The organism is Mycolicibacterium stellerae (genome assembly GCF_003719305.1).
GTDB lineage: Bacteria > Actinomycetota > Actinomycetes > Mycobacteriales > Mycobacteriaceae > Mycobacterium > Mycobacterium stellerae.
The window spans coordinates 319065-335972 of the sequence record NZ_RARC01000002.1 but is presented as its reverse complement, the minus strand read 5'-3'; the positions used below and the strand labels follow the sequence as shown (position 1 = coordinate 335972).

Sequence of the window (16908 nt, the reverse complement as noted above, 5' to 3'; positions counted from 1 at the left end):
TTCGCGCAATGCACGATCGAGGTCTTCCGACTTGGCTCGACATCAATGACTTGGCTAGTGAGCCGACCGAAGCCGCCATTCGTGCTGCCCTGAACGACGAGAACACGTCTGGCGCGATTTTGTGGCTGACTCCCGATGTGAAAGAAAGCCCCGTCATTAGGGATATCGAGGTACCAGAGGCAGTTAGACGCCGTCGACAAGACTCCACTTTTTGGCTAATCGTCATCCTCGCGGGTGGATTGGACTACGCGGACGTCCGCGCGCTCTTCGCTCGCACTCTTGGCGGTGAGGATCTCAGTGTCTGGAACCTCACCAAGGTTGCGTCGCCCCGGGCCATTCCCTCCGATATCAAAAGCGTCGCAGTTCTCGCCCTCAAGAACAGGATCGCCGCGATCGCCAAGCTGCTGGACTCGCCGCGTGTGTTATATGTCGGCGTCCACGCGAGAGGAACAATGGTTCGGGGCACCCAGGACGCCCTAACTCTTGATTGGACAGAGTATTTCGCGGACGGAGTGCCCAACGCTAGCGACTGGGAGTCAATGAGCGACGCCGCTCGCGATGTCGCCAGGTTGCTTAAGCAGGAGACCGCCCCGGACACGGCCATCGCTGTCGGCGGCACGCCCTCGTTGCCGGCGTCGATACTCATCGGTTCGACATTCTCGGGGCGAGACCGTCGCCCACCGACGTGGCTCCAACTGCAGCCCAACGGATCGACGATCACAGAGTGGTCGATGACAGCCGCCAACGATGGCCAACGTGCCCAGGCGTGCGGTTGGAGGACGGGAGCCCCGACCTACCTGGATACTGCGGCTAATGCACTCGCAGTGTGCGTCAGCCTAAGCGAAAATGTCAGCGGAGCTTTCGCGGCAAGTCCAAGTGTCCATCCCGATTTACGCGGAATAGTTCGGATCGAACCGCCAGAGGGTAGGAACACCCGGGCCGAGCCGTTGACCGCCGAAGAAGCAGCGTCGTTGGTTCACCTGACCATCGATGCGATTCGTGACTTCCGTCAGCAGGCGGTGGGATTGAATTCGATCCATGTTTTTATCGCCGCCCCCGCGGGTTTCGCGTTTCTCCTCGGCACGCGACTCGCGACGCTCCCGGCTGTCGTCACCTACGAATACATGACAGCCACTGCGAAGTACTCTCAGGCCGTAACAATCCACACGTGAACCCCCCATCACACGCATGCTGGAGGGAACCGAAGTTGAGGCCGCGTGTCCTGCATGCTGTAGGACGGCGCGGCGGACGAGTGTGGACTTGATACAAGCAACGCGGGGAAGTGGCCGTGTCATTTGTCCACACTCGCCGCCAGTCGCGCTATCCCATCGCGTGCACGGGAAGGCGGTCCACCCGCGTCAGCACAGCCCTTTTCGGAGGGGTCTTGGGGCCGGGATCGACCTGCTCCACCGTGGCCTCGGGGTAGTCCCAGCATTCGCCGGACCCCTCGTCGTAGGTGCCGCCGTAGAAGACGCAGCAGACACCGATGCCGTCGGTGTCCTGATGGTCTCCGACACACTCCCAGAAGTCGTCCTCGGCTGTTGCGCCCGCGGTGGCGGCGAGCCCGATCGCCAGGCCGGCGGTCATGGCGACCGTCGCGAGAAATCTCTTGATGTCCATGCAGCTAAGCGTGCTGCGCGGCCGCGATCGCCGAAACGGGGCGCAGACCCGTCGCTCGCCCGACCGGCTGCGGGGTGTGCCCGCCACCGCCGCTAGGGGATTAGGGGGTGGCTACTTGTACTTGTGCTGCGGGCCTTGCGCCTTCTTGTACAGCGCCTTGAGCATCCGGTCGCGGAACAAGCCGTTGTCGATCAGCTTGATGCCGGTGTTCGCGACTGCGGGGATCCCCGCGAGCTTGTGGAAGTAGCGGCCCCGCTTGTACTCCTTGCCCCAGGCCGCTTCCATCCGCTGCGCGTAGTTGGTGAAGTCGTCGGGCCCGCCGTTCTGCAGCGCTGCGATCGCGCACTCGCCCGCGGCCAGCCCCGACTCCAGCGCCTTGGAGATGCCCGCGCCAGACGCCGGCTTACCCGCACCGAGCGAGTCACCCGTGAACAGCACGCCGGGCCGCCACGGCGGCCACGCGGTGAAGCCCATCGGCAATCGCCACGCCCGCACGCTCTTGTTCTTCTTCAGCTCCTCGATCGGCGGCAGCTCCCAGTCGCCGGGCAGCGTCCGCAGGAACTCGCCGAGGAACTGCGTCGCGTTGATCGACTGCCAGTTCTTGTAGCTGTTGACGTAGCCGAGCCCGATGTTGAACACGCCGTTGCCCATCGGGAACACCCAGCCGTAGCCGGGCAGCTGGTCGCCCTGGAACTGCAGCTTCAGGTAGATGTCCAACGAATCGGAGTCGGGACGGTTGGCGTGCATCTCCGAGCGGATCGCGATCGCCGAGTAGCCGTTGTACTCCGAGTCGACCTTCAGGGCCCGCTTGATAGGGGAGTAGGCACCATCGGCCGCGATGACCGCGTCGCCGAATACCTTCTCGCCGCCCTTCAGCGTCACACCGATGACACGGCCGCTGGCGTCGATCTCGGGACCGCTCACCTCGGCGCCCTGCCGTACCTCGGCACCCGCCGACTCGGCGTGCTTGAGCAGCAAGGTGTCGAGGTGCTCGCGGCTGACGGTGTGGCCGTGGTCGGGCATGCCGGGACGCTTCGGGAACGACAGCTCCCACTGGCTGGGGCTGAACACCGTCACCCTGTTGACCCGGTGGAAGGTGGCGACCTCGTCGGCGAGGCCCATCTTCTGCAGGTAGCTGACGGCTCGGGCGGTCAGGCCGTCACCGCAGGGCTTGGCCCGCGGAAACTCCGCCTTGTCCAACACGATCACTTTGGCGCCGGTCTGCGCGGCCTGCCATGCGGCGGCCGAGCCCGATGGCCCCCCACCTGCGATGACCAGGTCGTATCGCTGAGTCATAACTCTCGTCTCATTGTCTTCGCTGTCGCAGAGATAGTACCCAAGTCGGCGTAGGTCATCTCATCGGCCAAAGCACCCGGTTGGGCCCGTCAATGGCGTGTCCCGTCACGGTCTGACCAGGTCAGAGACGCACACGCGGGTACAGTGATCGGAATGCGCGGAAGGTCGAGGTCACGCTCTGGTCATGAACCGGGCGTCAAGGTCGACGCCCGCAGTGAACGCTGGCGTGAACATCGCAAGAAGGTGCGGGCGGAGATCGTCGACGCCGCCTTCCGGGCCATCGACCGTCTCGGGCCGGAGTTGTCACTGCGGGAGATCGCCGAAGAGGCCGGCACGGCCAAGCCCAAGATCTACCGACACTTCACCGACAAGTCAGATCTTTTCGGAGCGATCGGCGAACGGATGCGCGACGAGTTATGGGCCGCGATCATCCCGTCGGTCAACGTGGAGAAGGACTCCACCCGCGAGATCGTCGGCCAAGGCGTCGCGCACTACGTCGAGTTGGTCGAGCAACACCCCAACGTCGTGCGCTTCCTACTCCAAGGCAGGTTCGCCGATCAATCCGCGGCGGCGATGACAACGGTGAACAAGGGTCGCGACATCACCCTGGCCATCGCCGACATGGTCAGCAGCGAACTGGAGGACATGGAGCTCGATCCTGCCGCGTTCGAACTGGCGGCGTTCGCGATCTTCGGCACCGCGGCGTCGGCGACCGACTGGTGGTTGGGCGCCAACGACGAAAGCCCGCGCCGGATGGCGGCCGACCGATTCGTCGCGCACCTGACGACGATCATGGTCGGGGCCATCTACGGCACCGGCGAGCTGCTCGGCATCAAGATCGACGCCGACCAGCCCATTCACACCGCGGTGCGCAGGCAGCAACCCGTCGCCTGACCGGGAATTTGGGGCAATCGCCTCACGCGCCGATGCGGGCATGAGACCGACCATCTGTGCATGAACAAAACACATACCCCCCACGACGCCGTCAAGGCCGTCCTCGACAATCCCGTCCTTCCGGACGGTGACGACGAACGATTCGCCGGATTCGGAGTCATGGGTCTCCCCTTTGAAAGTGGCCATTATCTGGCCTTGCGTCAATTCCCGACCGCATCGTTCGCACCGGCGTATCTGTCGGTGTGGCACCGCGATCCGGCGGGCAACTGGACGTTCTACGCCACCACCCCGGCCGAGCAGAGCTGCGCTCGCTACTTCAGCTCGGCCACCGACAACGACGCCGTCCAGTGCGACATCGAAATCGACTGGATCACCCCGTGGTGGTTCCGCGTGACGATCCCCGGCCTGCTCGCTTGGTCGGTGCACATGAAGTCGACGTTCGCGAGCCGGATGCTGACCAGGATCGCCGGCCGGCTTCCCGAGTCCGCGTGGACAAACCGGAGCATGCTCGGCGTCATCGGCCGCACGGCGGGCTTGACGTTGGGCGCGGGCGACATTCGGCTTTCCGGTGCGGCCCCCAACGGCCAGCACTTCATGGTTGCGCCCAGAAAGGTGTGGGCCGTGTCCGCGTCGCGGGCCGTGCTTCGCGGGCAGGATCTCGGACCGATCGGACGGCTGGCCGAACAGGCGAAGCTGGCCGACTTCCGTCCGCCGCAATCGGGCATCTGCGTGATCGGCACGGGCCATTTCGAGAACTTCGACGAGTCCGCGCACATCCGCGCCGGCGACACCGCGCTGATCGGCTGACCCAGTGGTTACCGACCGGCACAATTTGCAGATGGTGTCGCGACAGACCGCCCCGACACCTCGGCCCGCGCCAAGCCGGGCCGAGGTGCTGGCGGCACTGTCGGTGGCCATCGACCTCGGGCTTGGTCAACCGGCCGAGCACATGCTGCGCTCCGCCCTCATCGCCACCAGGATCGCCGATCGCTTCGGCCTGTCCCGTGACCAGCGGGACTGCGCCTACTACGCCACGCTGATCATGTGGATCGGTTGTCACGCCGACTCCCATGAGTACGCCCAGTGGTTCGGCGACGACATCGCGGTGCGCCACGACTCCTATCTGGTCGACTGGTCGGGGCTGCCGTATCAGCGGTTCCTGCTGAGCAACATCGCGCGCGGCCAGTCGCTGATGCGGCGGCTGAGCGTGACGGCGTCCCTATTGTCAAACGCGCGTGGTCATTTCAGCCGCCTCATCCATTCCCACTGCGCATCGGCGGGATTGTTGGCCGACCAGATCGGGCTGAGCGCCGACGTACAGGCTGCGCTGGCGTTCACGTTCGAGCGGTTCGACGGCGGCGGATTGCCCTCCGGCGCAAGCGGAGACGCGATCCCGATCGAGATGCGCGTCGCACAGCTCGCCGAAATGCTCGAGGTGCACCAGCGGTCGTACGGCGTCGAGGGCGCCGTCGCCATGGCCCGCGCCCGCAGGGGCGGACAGTTCGACCCCCAGCTGGTCGACCTCGTGACCGCCAACGCCGACCAGATCCTCACGGGTCCGCCCGCGGGCGACGTCTGGGCGGCGGCGCTGCGCGAAGCGCCCGACCGCAACATCCGCCTCGACGAAGCCGCGCTGGACGCGCTGCTCGTCGCACTCGGTGACTTCGTCGACCTGAAATGCCCTTTCACGCTTGGTCATTCGCGTGCGGTCGCCGCGCTTGCCGCCGACGCAGCCACCGCGGCGGGTCTCGAGGCCGACAATGTCGCCCTGATCAGGCGCGCGGGACACGTACACGATCTGGGCCGGATCGGGGTGTCCAACCAGATCTGGTCCAAGCCGGGGCCGCTGAGCGCCGCCGAGTTCGAGCGGATGCGGCTGCACCCCTACATGACGGTGCGCATCCTCAGCCAGGTCGCGGGGCTAGAGCAGGTCGCGCTGCTGGCAGGCAACCATCACGAGCGTGTCGACGGCAGCGGGTACCCACGCGGGCTGTCGGATGCCACGCTGCCGATGGCCGACCGAGTGCTCGCGGCTGCCGTCGGTTACCAATCCGCGCTCGAGCCGAGGCCCTATCGCGAGCCGCAGTCGCCAGATGGCGCGGCGAGGCGGGTTCGTGCCCGGGTCAAGGAGGGTGCCCTCGACCCGGCGGCGGTCGAGGCGGTGCTGCACGCGGCGGGCCATCGCGCCAAGCGTCCCGACGTCCGCCCCGGCGGGCTGACGCCCCGCGAAATCGAGGTGCTCTGCCTGGTGGCCCGCGGCGCGTCGAACAAAGAGATCGCCAAGACACTGGTGATCAGCGAGAAGACCGCGCGCAACCACGTCGAGCGGATCTACGCCAAGATCGGCGTCTCCAACCGCATCGGTGCCAGCATGTATGCGCTCAAGCACGGTCTGGTAAATCCGGTCATCACCTAGCGCGCATACACTAGTCGGCGAAGTACCCGGTACCGCTGATCCCAGGAAGGCCCGCCTCATGACCGTTGCCGAGCACGCGCCCGAGGGCACGACCCAAAAGGCCGTCCACACCCGCGCGCTGATCATCGGGACCGGTTTCTCCGGACTCGGGATGGCCATCGCTCTGCAGAAGCAGGGAGTGGACTTCCTGATCCTGGAGAAGGCCGGCGATGTCGGTGGCACGTGGCGGGACAACTCCTACCCGGGGTGCGCGTGTGACGTGCCGTCGCACCTGTACTCGTTTTCCTTCGAGCCGAAAGCGACGTGGAGCAAGCTGTTCTCCCCGCAGCCGGAGATCTGGGACTACCTCAAGGGCGTCGCCGAGAAGTACGGACTGCGTCGCTACATCAGGTTCGACTCGTTCGTCGACCGCGCGCACTGGGACGACGCCGAGTACCGCTGGCATGTGTTCACCACCGACGGGCAGGAGTACGTTGCGCAGTTCCTGATCTCCGGTGCAGGCGCGTTGCACATCCCGCTGATCCCCGACATCGAGGGGAAGGACGAATTCCGCGGCGCTTCTTTCCATTCCGCGCAGTGGGACCACGACGTCGACCTCACCGGCAAGCGCGTCGCGGTGATCGGAACCGGCGCGAGTGCCATCCAGATCGTGCCCTCGATCGTCAAGGACGTCGACGAACTGCAGCTGTACCAGCGCACGCCGCCATGGGTGGTGCCGCGGCCGAACAAGCCGTTCCCCGAGGCTGTAAAGAACGCGTTCGCCTATGTCCCGGGCCTGCGCCTGGCGGTGCGCAGCGGCATCTACTGGTTTCTCGAGGGCCTCGGTTACGCGATGACGCGGCGGCCCGCGCTGCTGCGTGGTGTGGAACTCGTCGGCAAACTCAACATCAGGCGCTCGGTGAAGGACAAGGAACTGCGTCGACGGCTGACACCGACGTACACGGCGGGCTGTAAGCGAATCCTCTACTCGCCCAACTACTATCAGGGCGTCGCCAACCCGAAGTGCCAGCTCATCACCGACCGGATCACCCGCATCACGTCAGACGGGATCGTCACCGACGACGGCGTCGAGCACAAGGTGGACGTCATCGTCTACGCCACCGGATTTCACGTCACCGACTCCTACACCTACGTCGACATCAAGGGTGCCGGCGGGGAGGACCTGGTGGACCGGTGGAACCGCGAAGGTGTGGTGGCACACCGCGGCGTCGCCGTTGCCGACATGCCCAACCTGTTCTTCCTGCTCGGCCCGAACACCGGGCTGGGGCACACGTCGGTCGTCTTCATGATCGAGGCGCAGGTCCGTTATGTGGCCATCGCGATCGCCGAGGTGGACCGGTACGACGCGCAGGCACTCGCCCCGTCGCGCAGCGCGCAGGACCGGGAAAACGCCGAACTGCAGGCCGAGCTCGGCCACACCGTCTGGAACACCGGCGGGTGCCGTAGCTGGTATCTGGACGAGCACGGCGTCAACCGGGCGCTGTGGAGCGGGATGACCTGGGAGTACTGGCGCGACATGCGTAAGTTAAAGCCGTCCGAGTACCAGTTCTTCGGCGTCGGCCAGCCCGCGGCAGTGGGTTCGCCGCGCTGAACCGGGCGCGACACGCGGACACACGATGTTGTGTTACGGGTGGTTGTCCTACCCCAGGGGTAGTGTCGGTGGGCGGGCTATAGAACCGCTATAGACACATCAAAATCCTGGTGAAGTGGGGTTCCAGTGGGCGACATGAAACTCATCGACCGCGTCTCGGCGATCAACTGGAACCGCGTGCAGGACGAGAAGGACGCCGAGGTGTGGGACCGGCTTACCGGCAATTTCTGGTTGCCGGAGAAGGTTCCGGTGTCCAACGACATCCCGTCGTGGGGGACGCTGACCGCCCACGAGAAGGAAATGACCATGCGGGTCTTCACCGGCCTGACGCTGCTGGACACCATCCAGGGCACGGTCGGAGCGGTCAGCCTGATCCCCGACGCGCTGACCCCGCACGAGGAAGCCGTCTACACCAACATCGCCTTCATGGAGTCGGTGCACGCGCGCAGCTACAGCAACATCTTCTCCACGCTGTGCTCGACGGCCGACATCGACGACGCGTTTCGCTGGTCGGAGGAGAACCCGAACCTGCAGCGCAAGGCCGAGATCGTCATGCAGTACTACAAGGGCGACGAGCCGCTCAAGCGCAAGGTGGCCTCCACGCTGCTGGAGAGCTTCCTGTTCTACTCCGGCTTCTATCTGCCGATGTACTGGTCCAGCCGGGCCAAGCTGACCAACACCGCCGACATGATCCGGCTGATCATCCGTGACGAGGCCGTGCACGGCTACTACATCGGCTACAAGTACCAGAAGGGCCTGGCACTGCAGGACGCCGCCACGCAGCAGGAGCTCAAGGACTACACCTACGAGCTGCTGTTCGAGCTGTACGACAACGAGGTGGAGTACACCCAGGATCTCTACGACGAGGTCGGCCTCACCGAGGACGTCAAGAAGTTCCTGCGCTACAACGCCAACAAAGCGTTGATGAACCTCGGCTACGAGGCGCTGTTCCCGCGCGACGAGACGGACGTGAACCCGGCGATCCTGTCGGCACTGAGCCCCAACGCCGACGAGAACCACGACTTCTTCTCCGGCTCGGGTAGCAGCTACGTGATCGGCAAGGCCGTCAACACCGAAGACGAGGACTGGGACTTCTAGTCACTGCGCCACCTCCGGGTGATCGGACCCCACCGTTCATCCACAGTTTTGCTATGTTCACCCGGCATACCCGGCCGATTCATTGCGGTCGGCGTTAACGGGAGAAGTCACGTGCAGGTCGGGCTGGTCGTCGCCATCGGCTTCGCGGTGGCCTTCGCCCTGACCAACGGCTTCCACGATGCCTCTAATGCCATCGCCACGCTGGTAGCGACGCGGGCAGCGACCCCTGGCCAGGCAGTCGTCCTCTCTGCGGTGTTCAACATGGGCGGTGCGGTCCTGCTCGGCACGGCCGTGGCCGACACCATCGGCAAGATCGTCACGGTGCCGCAGGCCCAGATGATTCCCGTGGTCGGGGCAGGCCTCGCCGGCGCGACAGCCTGGAACGCCATCACCTGGTGGCGGGGCCTACCGTCGTCGTCGGGGCACGCTTTGGTCGGGGGTCTGGCCGGCGCGGCCGTTGTCGACGGCATTGTCTCGGGCTCCGGCGGACTCGGCTCCGCCCAATGGGGTGGCTTCGACGGCTGGCACCCCACCGGCGTCATCGGTGTTCTGGTCGCCCTGCTGATCTCTCCGCTCCTTGGCTTCGCCGTCGCGTTTCTGCTCCTGCGCCTACTGCGCATGATGTCGCGGCGCTGGACGACGCGGTGGATCCGTCCGGTCCGCGGCGGCGGATGGATTGCGGCAGCGGGACTTTCGTTCAGCCACGGCGGTAACGACGCCCAGAAGTCGATGGGCGTCATCGCGGTCTTGTTGCTGTCCTCCGGGCAGACCACCACGATGTCGGTGCCACTATGGGCGAAAGTCGTTACGGGCCTGGCCCTGACCGCGGGTACAGCGTTGGGTGGATGGCGCATCGTCAAGACGATCGGCCATCGCATCTTCAGCCTGACGCCCATCGACTCCCTCGCCAGTCAGGCGTCGTCCACGGCAGTTATCCTCGGCGCCTCCCTCATCGGCGCACCGGTGAGCACCACCCAGGTGGTGGCCTCCTCGGTCGTCGGTGTCGGCGGCGGACGGCGGCGCTGGAAGCACGTGCGCTGGCAGATCGTGCGCGAGATGGGCATCGCGTGGCTGACCACGATTCCGGCGGCCGCGCTGATGGCGGTCGCCGTACTACTCGTTTGGAGAGCGCTATGAGCCGCAAAGGCATTCGCTGGTTTCTCCCCGAAACCCCCGACGTGATCGGAATGCTCCAGGAGCAGGCGGCGATCACGGTAAACGGTATGGAGGCCTTCGCGGGGTGGGCAGGCGGGGACTCTGCCCGCGGCGACGACGTCCGCGCCGCCGAGCACGACTGCGACGAAGTGCGGCGCAAACTCGTCGACGCCGTCAGCGAGGCCTTCACCACGCCGCTGCAGCCCGAGGACCTGTTCCAGTTGTCGCGAGATCTCGACAAGGTGATCAACGGCGCCAAGAACACCGTGCGCGAATCCGAAGCGATGGCCTTCCCGCCCGACCAGGCGACGGCAGACATGGCCGTCCTGCTCGCCGAAGGCACCCAGCACCTCCAGACGGCGTTCACGTCCCTTGACGAGCGGCGCAGCAAGCTCGCCCCGCCCGCGACTGAGGCCGCCGACGCCGCAGTCAAGTCGCAGCGCAATTTGGAGCGCATCTATCGCCAAGCCGCCGGTGAACTGCTCGAAGTCACCGATATCAGCGTCGTCACCGCCCGACGCGAGTTCTACCGGCGGATCTCGGCGATCTCCGACGACATCGTTGCTGTCGCAGACCGGATCTGGTACTCGCAGGTGAAAGAGTCCTGAGACCTGCGACCGCTCCTATCCTGGACTCCTGAGTTCTAGGCCGGGGGAGCGCTTGGCTGCGCTTCCTCGGTCCTCTCGTGTGCGTCCTCCATCACCGTGCGGCCAATCTCGGCGTAGATCTCCGCTTTCGCCGACCGCAGCCACAGCGCGTAGACCACCCCGATGACGAACACCGCCAGGATGAAGTAGGGCCCGGTCTTGAACACCAGCGAATTGGCCGCATACCCCGCCGCAAATGCCCGGTTGTCCCACAGCAGCCACACCACGTAAAGCATCGCGACGCCGCCGATCAGCGGGCACACCAGCGTGGTGATCACGTTGCCGCGGTGCGTCTTTCGCACCCAGAAGTACCAGATGACCGCCGCTGAGCAGATCGCCTGCACGAGCAGGATCGCCGCGGTACCGATCAACGCGAGCAGCCCGTAGATGTTCGTGTAAGGCACCAGTGCCGGGGTGTCGACCGGGTTGCCGTCGGCGTCTGGAACCTGCACCGCCGTGAAGATCGCGAACAGCAGGACCAGCGTCACCGTGATGGCGCTCTGAACGGCCGACGCGATGTAGGGGGAGCCGTGCTTGGGGTGAGCAGCGCCTACCGTCTTCTGCACTGCGGCAGAGGGTATTTCGCGCCCCAAGGCGAACAGGTAGCGCGACGCCGCGTTGTGGAATGCGAGTGCGCAGGCGAACGACCCGATCACCAGAAGGATCTTGTAGATGTCGAGCAGCACGCCACCGAGGTTTGCTTGGACCAGGCCGAAGTAAAGGTCGAGGGGTGATGCGCTGATCGAGGTCTCCACCGATGTTTTGGCGCCGTTGCCCGCGAGCACCATGGCGGAGATGAACGTGTAGAACAGGCCGAGGCCGACGACGGCGATCAGCGTCGCCCGCGGAATGATCTTCTTCGGGTTCCGTGACTCCTCGCCGTAGACAGCAGTGGTCTCGAAGCCGACCCACGACCAGAACGCGAAGAACAGCCCGATCGCCATCGAACCCGCTGCCGCTGCGGTGCCGAAGGCACCTTCCGGCAGGCTCTCGAACGCATTGTTGAGCATTACCGTCTGATTCAGCATGAAGCCGTCGGGGCCACCGCCCTTGACGATGACGGAGATCGCCAGCGCGAAGAGGATGATGACCTCGGAGACCAGGGTGACGCCCAGGATCGCCGCTGTCAGGCTGATATGGAAGTGGCAGAGCGCAGCGATGATCACGATCGCACCGATGGCGAAAACCAGCCACGGGATGTTGACCCCGAAGATGGTGTTCACCGCGTCGTTGGCGAAGTACGCACAGCCGCCGATCAACGAGCCCTCGAAGACGACGTAGGCGAACGTCGCCAGCAGTCCGCTTGCCATGCCCCAGACCTGGCCGAGGCCGTGACTGATGAAGCCGTAGAAGGCGCCGGTTGTGGTGATGTGCCTGGCCATCGCCACATAACCGAGCGCGAACAGCGTCAGGATGATGGTGGCGAACAGGAATCCGGCGGGGGCGCCGAGGCCGTTGCCGAAACCGACCGCGATCGGGGTGTTTCCCGTCATCGCCGTGATCGGCGCAGCGTTGGCGACCGCCATGAAGATGACGGCGACGATGCCGATCGCACCCTTCTTCAGGCCGACGGGCGTCGGTTCGATGTCGCTCTCGGGCGTTGCGGAATCGGTTGTCATCGCGGCTCTCCCGTTCGAATGAAGTGCATGGGAGTCCGCGACGCTGCAGTTCCCGAAGCGAGCGTCGCACTACCTGAGTTGTTCGACAACTCGAACTCTCAGAAACCCGTCGACCAGCCGAGAAAGCGCCGCCGAACGGCGCACAGATCGACCCAGACCTTCCAAATCCCGATCTCCCCGCAGTCGCGCGAGCTAGTCGTCCTCGTCCTCGTCCTCGTCCTCAGCGACGGCTTCGTCGGTCTCGGCTTCACCAACGGCCTCGTCGTCGGTGGTCGCCGGCTCGGCTTCTTCGTCGGCAACGGCTTCTTCGTCGGCCTCGTCGACGTCGACGTCTTCGTCGTCGGTCGTCTCGGTCTCCCCGATGTCTTCTACCGTCGATTCCTCGGCATCCGGCGATTCCTCGGCCGGTGTCTCACCGCCGTCGCCGTCGTCACCGTCGTCGCCGTCGTCCCCGCCGCCGGGCGGGCGTTCGGCCAGCGCCACCCCGGTGGCAGCCGCAACAGGAGCGAGTGCCGCTGCGGTCGGACGCGACGGGTCATGCACCGGTTTCTGCCATGCGGGGGCGCCCAAAACCGTTCCGAATGCCAGGGATTCGTCCAACTTCTCGGGCACCTTCTCCGACGCCTTGCGCTCGTCTTCGAGGGTGATCTCACCGAGGCCGATGCGTTCCTGCACACGTTTCATCCACTGCGGCGCCCACCAGCAGTCGTTGCCAAGCAGCTTCATCACCGACGGCACCAGGAACATGCGGACAACTGTCGCGTCCAGCAACAGAGCAGTAATCAGGCCGATCGCCAGGTACTGCATCATCACCAGATCGGAGAACGCGAACGCCCCGCCGACCACCACAAGAACTAGTGCCGCCGCGCTGATGAGACGACCGGTGCTGGCGGTGCCGGTGCGGATGGCCTCCTCGGTCGTCATGCCGCGCGCGCGGGCCTCGACCATGCGCGACACCAGGAACACCTCGTAATCCGTTGACAGGCCGAAGATCACGGCAATGATCAGCCCGATCACCGGAGCCGTCAACGGAGTCGGTGTGAAGTTGAGCAAACCGGATAGATGGCCGTCGACGAATATCCACGTCAGCACGCCCAGCGTCGAGGACAGTGTGAGCGCGTTCATCAGCGCGGCCTTGATCGGCAAGACCAGCGATCCGAACGCCAGGAACATCAGGATCGTGGTCATCGAGACCGCAATGAGAATCATCAGCGGCAGCTTCGCCGAAATCGTTGCGACACTGTCCTGTTCAAGCGCGGGTGTGCCGCCCACCAACAAGGTCAGATCGTGCGGCCGTGGAATCGCCCTCAGCGCATCGACTTTCGCCTTGGCGTCGAGTCTGTTCTCCAGGCCGTTCTGGATGACCCGCACCGACGGATCTTTGGACGCGCCGTCGAGGAACGGTCGTTCCTTCCACATGTTGGCCTGATCGTTGTTGGGCTCAGCGAACCCCGGTATGGCCAGGGCCTCACTGCGCACCTGGGCGACCTCGGCGTCGGTGACCGGCCTGCCGTCGGTGCTCTTGATGACGAGTGTGATCGGTTCGACGCGGAAGCCGGGGAAGGTTCGGTCGAACTCCTCCTGCGCTTGGCGCACCGAGTTCGTCGGTGGCAGGTATTTCTCACTGATGCCACCAAGAGCCAGATTGCCCAGCGGAAGGATCAACACGATCAGACCGATGATGATCGGCACCGCGAACAGCAGCGGACGTTTCATCACCCGGTCGGCCAACTTGCCCCAGAACCCGTTCTCGACCTCTGCGCTGGTCTTGGTCTTCTCCAGTTTTGCGCCCAGCCAAGTGATGATCCGGTTGCTGACGTGCCAATCCCGCAGGAACGGCACCTTCAGCAGAGTGGTCACGCTCAGCGCGTCGACCTTGGGGCCCAGCATCCCGAGGATGGCAGGCAGCACCGTGATCGACAGCAGCGCGGCCAACGTGACCGAGGCGATCATGGCGTAGGTGAGGGATTTGAGGAAACCCTGCGGGAAGAGCAACAGGCCGCCGACGGACGCCGAGATCAGCACCGACGAGAACGCGATGGTGCGCCCGGCCGTCACCACGGTGCGCCGCACCGCGGTTTCGGTGTCGTAGCCCTCGGCAATCTCCTCACGGAACCTGCTGACCACGAACAATCCGTAGTCGATGGCGATGCCGAGGCCGATCAGCGTGACGACTGGCTGCGCGAAGTAGTGCACCGGCACCGACAGCGCCGTCAACCGCATGATGCCGAGGGCTCCTGCGATGGTCAGCCCGCCGATGATCCCGGGTAGGAACGCGGCGACGACACCGCCGAACACGAAGAACAGCAAGACCACCACCAACGGCATGGCGAGCACCTCTGCGCGCTGCTGGTCTGTCGCGATGGTCCCGGTCAGTTCGTTGGCCAACGGCAACAGTCCCGCCAACTGCACGTCGACGCCGGGATCTGACAGATCCTCCTGAACCGCCTTGAAGTTCTTCAGGATGAGGTCGTCGTTGTCACCCTTGAGCTGGATGGACATGAACGCGCGCTGCCTCGACGGGTCAGCCATGTTCTTCAGCAGGCCGGGGGTCTTGAAGTAGCCGATGGAGCGGATGATCTGGTCGGGGTGGTCCTTCTCGACCTGTGCGAGATTGTCCAGAACCTTCTTGCGGAATTCCGGATCGTCGACGGTCTTGCCGTCCGGGGCGGTGTAGATCGCCACGACATGGCCGGACGTGTCCCTGCCGTAGTGCTCGTCGCCGAGGCGCGACGCCTGCGCCGACTCGCTGTTGTCGTCGAAGAAGCCACTCTGGGTGACGTGTTCGCCCAGGCTGCTGCCGTATATGCCACTACCAAGGCACAGCGCCACCATGACAGCGACCACGGCAAATCGGTAGCGATATACCGTTCGACCCCACCAGGCGAAAACGATTAGCCCCTAACTCGTGTTGCTCCGTGGCCGGCGCATCAATTCGATCACTCGGCTTGCAAAGGTGAGATTACAAGCAGCGCAGCCGCCGGCGACCGTCGATCCGATGAGGAGCCAGCAAATCCCGAAGTGAACGGCGGGTGAATGCGTCCGAAACTGTACCGACCCACCGTGGCGTCGCCGCCTCCCAGGCGGGAAACTTGACGTCGTGACCACCACGTCGCTGTTTCAGTCGGTTCTGCGATGGCTGCGTGCCGGCTATCCCGAGGGCGTGCCGGGTCCCGACCGGGTGCCGCTCCTTGCGCTGCTTCGCGCCACCCCGCTGACCGAAGAACAGCTCCAAGAAGTGGTGCGCAACCTGACCGGCACGGATGCCGATGCGCTGGCCGACGGCGAGATCAGCCGCGACGAGATCGCCGAATTCATCTCTGACGTCACCCATCACGACGCGGGGCCCGAGAACGTCGCAAGGGTTGCGGCCAAGCTCGCCGCTGCCGGCTGGCCGCTCGCGGGCACCAACGACGCGTAGCTCGCGCTAACGCAGCGCCTCGGTCGTCACCGGAGTGACTCCGTAACGTCGGTCGTCACCGGAGTGACTCCGTAACGTCGGTCGTCACCGGAGTGACTCCGTGTCGATGACGAAGCGGTACCGCACGTCGCTGGCCACCGTTCGCTCGTAGGCCTCGTTGATGTAGGTCGGCTCGATGACCTCGATCTCTGGCGTGACGTCGTGCTCGGCGCAGAAGTCCAGCATCTCCTGGGTCTCTGCGATACCGCCGATCAACGAACCGGCGATTCTGCGGCGACCGAAGATCAATGCGCTCGCCGGGACGGCCATCGGAAACTCGGGCATGCCGAGTTCCACCAGGGTGCCGTCGAGCGTCAGCAAGCCCAGGTAGTCGGCCATATCGAGGTTGGCAGAAACGGTGTTGAGAATCAGGTCGAACTTGCCAGACAGCTTCTTGAAGGTGTCGCTGTCGCCGGTGGCGTAGTACTCGGTGGCGCCCAACCGCAGCCCGTCTTCCATCTTCTTCAAGGTCTGGCTGAGCACGGTGACCTCGGCGCCGAGCGCGACCGCCAGCTTCACGGCAAGGTGGCCGAGACCGCCGAGGCCGATCACCGCGACCTTGGTGCCCTCGCCTGCGCCCCAGTGCCGAAGCGGTGAATAGGTGGTGATGCCCGCGCACAACAGCGGTGCCGCTGCCTCCAGCGAGATCGCGTCGGGGATGGACAGCACGTAGTTCTCGTCGACGACGATCGCGCCGCTATAGCCACCCTGTGTCGGCTGACCGTCGCGACCCACGCCGTTGTAGGTGCCGACCATCCCGGGGTTGTCGCAGTACTGCTCCTCGCCCGCGAGGCAGTACTCGCACTCTCGGCAGGAGTCGACGAAACAGCCGACGCCGACGCGGTCGCCGACCTTGTACCTGGTGACGTCCTTGCCGACCTCGCTGACAATCCCCGCGATCTCGTGGCCGGGAACCATCGGGTACTCGACGTCACCCCACTCGCCTCGAACGGTGTGGATGTCGGAGTGACAGATGCCGGCGAAGTGGATGTCGATCGCCACGTCGTTGGGTCCGACGTCGCGGCGGTTGATCGTGGTCGGGGCCAGGGGTTCGGTGGCAGATGGCGCGGCGTAGGCGGATACGGCGGTCGTCATGAAAGTCCCTCTTCAAT

Annotated in this window: 14 protein-coding genes; 9 read left to right on the top strand and 5 right to left on the bottom strand. The window is 65.0% G+C overall.

Annotated elements, in window-relative coordinates:
• Positions 1–8: 8 nt before the first annotated feature.
• Entirely contained in the window at positions 9–1172 is a 1164-nt protein-coding gene (locus D6M19_RS04445) for an SAVED domain-containing protein (RefSeq protein ID WP_164478318.1), read from the top strand.
• A 148-nt stretch (positions 1173–1320) separates the two neighbouring features.
• Here the strand turns inward: D6M19_RS04445 and D6M19_RS04440 are convergent, their stop codons facing one another.
• Positions 1321–1620 (bottom strand): hypothetical protein, encoded by a 300-nt coding sequence (locus D6M19_RS04440; RefSeq protein WP_123023941.1) that lies wholly within the window; start codon positions 1618–1620, stop codon positions 1321–1323.
• A 111-nt stretch (positions 1621–1731) separates the two neighbouring features.
• A complete protein-coding gene (locus D6M19_RS04435) occupies positions 1732–2916 on the bottom strand; it encodes an NAD(P)/FAD-dependent oxidoreductase (protein WP_123023940.1) in 1185 nt (394 codons plus the stop codon).
• Between the two features lie 153 nt (positions 2917–3069).
• On the opposite strand from D6M19_RS04435, the gene D6M19_RS04430 reads away from it, so the two are divergent.
• The 7 genes from D6M19_RS04430 (at position 3070) to D6M19_RS04400 (ending at position 10678) form a co-directional block, all read left to right on the top strand.
• Positions 3070–3810 carry a TetR/AcrR family transcriptional regulator gene (locus D6M19_RS04430; RefSeq protein ID WP_123024137.1) on the top strand — a complete coding sequence of 247 codons (741 nt, stop codon included), beginning with the start codon at positions 3070–3072 and terminating at the stop codon, positions 3808–3810.
• 60 nt (positions 3811–3870) lie between these two features.
• Positions 3871–4617, top strand: a complete 747-nt coding sequence (locus tag D6M19_RS04425) for a hypothetical protein (protein ID WP_123023939.1) — start codon at positions 3871–3873, stop codon at positions 4615–4617.
• Between the two features lie 31 nt (positions 4618–4648).
• Positions 4649–6226 (top strand): HD domain-containing phosphohydrolase, encoded by a 1578-nt coding sequence (locus D6M19_RS04420; RefSeq protein ID WP_123024136.1) that lies wholly within the window; start codon positions 4649–4651, stop codon positions 6224–6226.
• A gap of 58 nt (positions 6227–6284) precedes the next feature.
• Positions 6285–7817 carry a flavin-containing monooxygenase gene (locus D6M19_RS04415; RefSeq protein ID WP_123023938.1) on the top strand — a complete coding sequence of 511 codons (1533 nt, stop codon included), beginning with the start codon at positions 6285–6287 and terminating at the stop codon, positions 7815–7817.
• 135 nt (positions 7818–7952) lie between these two features.
• Complete coding sequence (gene nrdF, locus D6M19_RS04410) at positions 7953–8915, top strand: class 1b ribonucleoside-diphosphate reductase subunit beta (protein WP_123024135.1); 963 nt, start codon at positions 7953–7955, stop codon at positions 8913–8915.
• Between the two features lie 111 nt (positions 8916–9026).
• Positions 9027–10052, top strand: coding sequence for an inorganic phosphate transporter (locus D6M19_RS04405; protein WP_123023937.1), 1026 nt, complete (start codon positions 9027–9029; stop codon positions 10050–10052).
• Positions 10049–10678 (top strand): DUF47 domain-containing protein, encoded by a 630-nt coding sequence (locus tag D6M19_RS04400; RefSeq protein ID WP_123023936.1) that lies wholly within the window; start codon positions 10049–10051, stop codon positions 10676–10678. Before D6M19_RS04405 ends, D6M19_RS04400 begins: the two co-directional genes overlap by 4 nt.
• 35 nt (positions 10679–10713) lie before the next feature.
• On the opposite strand, the gene D6M19_RS04395 is transcribed toward D6M19_RS04400, so the two are convergent.
• Positions 10714–12336: an APC family permease gene (locus D6M19_RS04395; protein ID WP_123023935.1), complete on the bottom strand. Its 1623-nt coding sequence runs from the start codon at positions 12334–12336 to the stop codon at positions 10714–10716.
• Between the two features lie 192 nt (positions 12337–12528).
• The gene (locus D6M19_RS04390) at positions 12529–15171 is read right to left on the bottom strand and encodes an MMPL family transporter (RefSeq protein ID WP_206428453.1); all 2643 of its coding nucleotides are present in this window, start codon (positions 15169–15171) and stop codon (positions 12529–12531) included.
• 265 nt (positions 15172–15436) lie between these two features.
• Between D6M19_RS04390 and D6M19_RS04385 the strand changes: the two genes are divergently transcribed.
• Positions 15437–15757 (top strand): DUF3349 domain-containing protein, encoded by a 321-nt coding sequence (locus D6M19_RS04385; protein ID WP_123023934.1) that lies wholly within the window; start codon positions 15437–15439, stop codon positions 15755–15757.
• 84 nt (positions 15758–15841) lie between these two features.
• Here the strand turns inward: D6M19_RS04385 and D6M19_RS04380 are convergent, their stop codons facing one another.
• Positions 15842–16891 carry an NAD(P)-dependent alcohol dehydrogenase gene (locus D6M19_RS04380; protein WP_123023933.1) on the bottom strand — a complete coding sequence of 350 codons (1050 nt, stop codon included), beginning with the start codon at positions 16889–16891 and terminating at the stop codon, positions 15842–15844.
• Between the last annotated feature and the right edge of the window lie 17 nt (positions 16892–16908).

Excerpts from the sequence above, each read along its gene's own strand:
- D6M19_RS04380 (WP_123023933.1), bottom strand. The coding sequence starts at position 16,891 with ATGACGACCGCCGTATCCGCCTACGCCGCGCCATCTGCCACCGAACCC.
- D6M19_RS04415 (WP_123023938.1), top strand. The coding sequence starts at position 6,285 with ATGACCGTTGCCGAGCACGCGCCCGAGGGCACGACCCAAAAGGCCGTC.
- D6M19_RS04390 (WP_206428453.1), bottom strand. The coding sequence starts at position 15,171 with ATGGTGGCGCTGTGCCTTGGTAGTGGCATATACGGCAGCAGCCTGGGC.
- D6M19_RS04440 (WP_123023941.1), bottom strand. The coding sequence starts at position 1,620 with ATGGACATCAAGAGATTTCTCGCGACGGTCGCCATGACCGCCGGCCTG.
- D6M19_RS04420 (WP_123024136.1), top strand. The coding sequence starts at position 4,649 with ATGGTGTCGCGACAGACCGCCCCGACACCTCGGCCCGCGCCAAGCCGG.
- D6M19_RS04445 (WP_164478318.1), top strand. The coding sequence starts at position 9 with ATGCACGATCGAGGTCTTCCGACTTGGCTCGACATCAATGACTTGGCT.
- D6M19_RS04400 (WP_123023936.1), top strand. The coding sequence starts at position 10,049 with ATGAGCCGCAAAGGCATTCGCTGGTTTCTCCCCGAAACCCCCGACGTG.
- D6M19_RS04395 (WP_123023935.1), bottom strand. The coding sequence starts at position 12,336 with ATGACAACCGATTCCGCAACGCCCGAGAGCGACATCGAACCGACGCCC.
- D6M19_RS04425 (WP_123023939.1), top strand. The coding sequence starts at position 3,871 with ATGAACAAAACACATACCCCCCACGACGCCGTCAAGGCCGTCCTCGAC.
- D6M19_RS04430 (WP_123024137.1), top strand. The coding sequence starts at position 3,070 with ATGCGCGGAAGGTCGAGGTCACGCTCTGGTCATGAACCGGGCGTCAAG.
- D6M19_RS04435 (WP_123023940.1), bottom strand. The coding sequence starts at position 2,916 with ATGACTCAGCGATACGACCTGGTCATCGCAGGTGGGGGGCCATCGGGC.
- nrdF (WP_123024135.1), top strand. The coding sequence starts at position 7,953 with ATGAAACTCATCGACCGCGTCTCGGCGATCAACTGGAACCGCGTGCAG.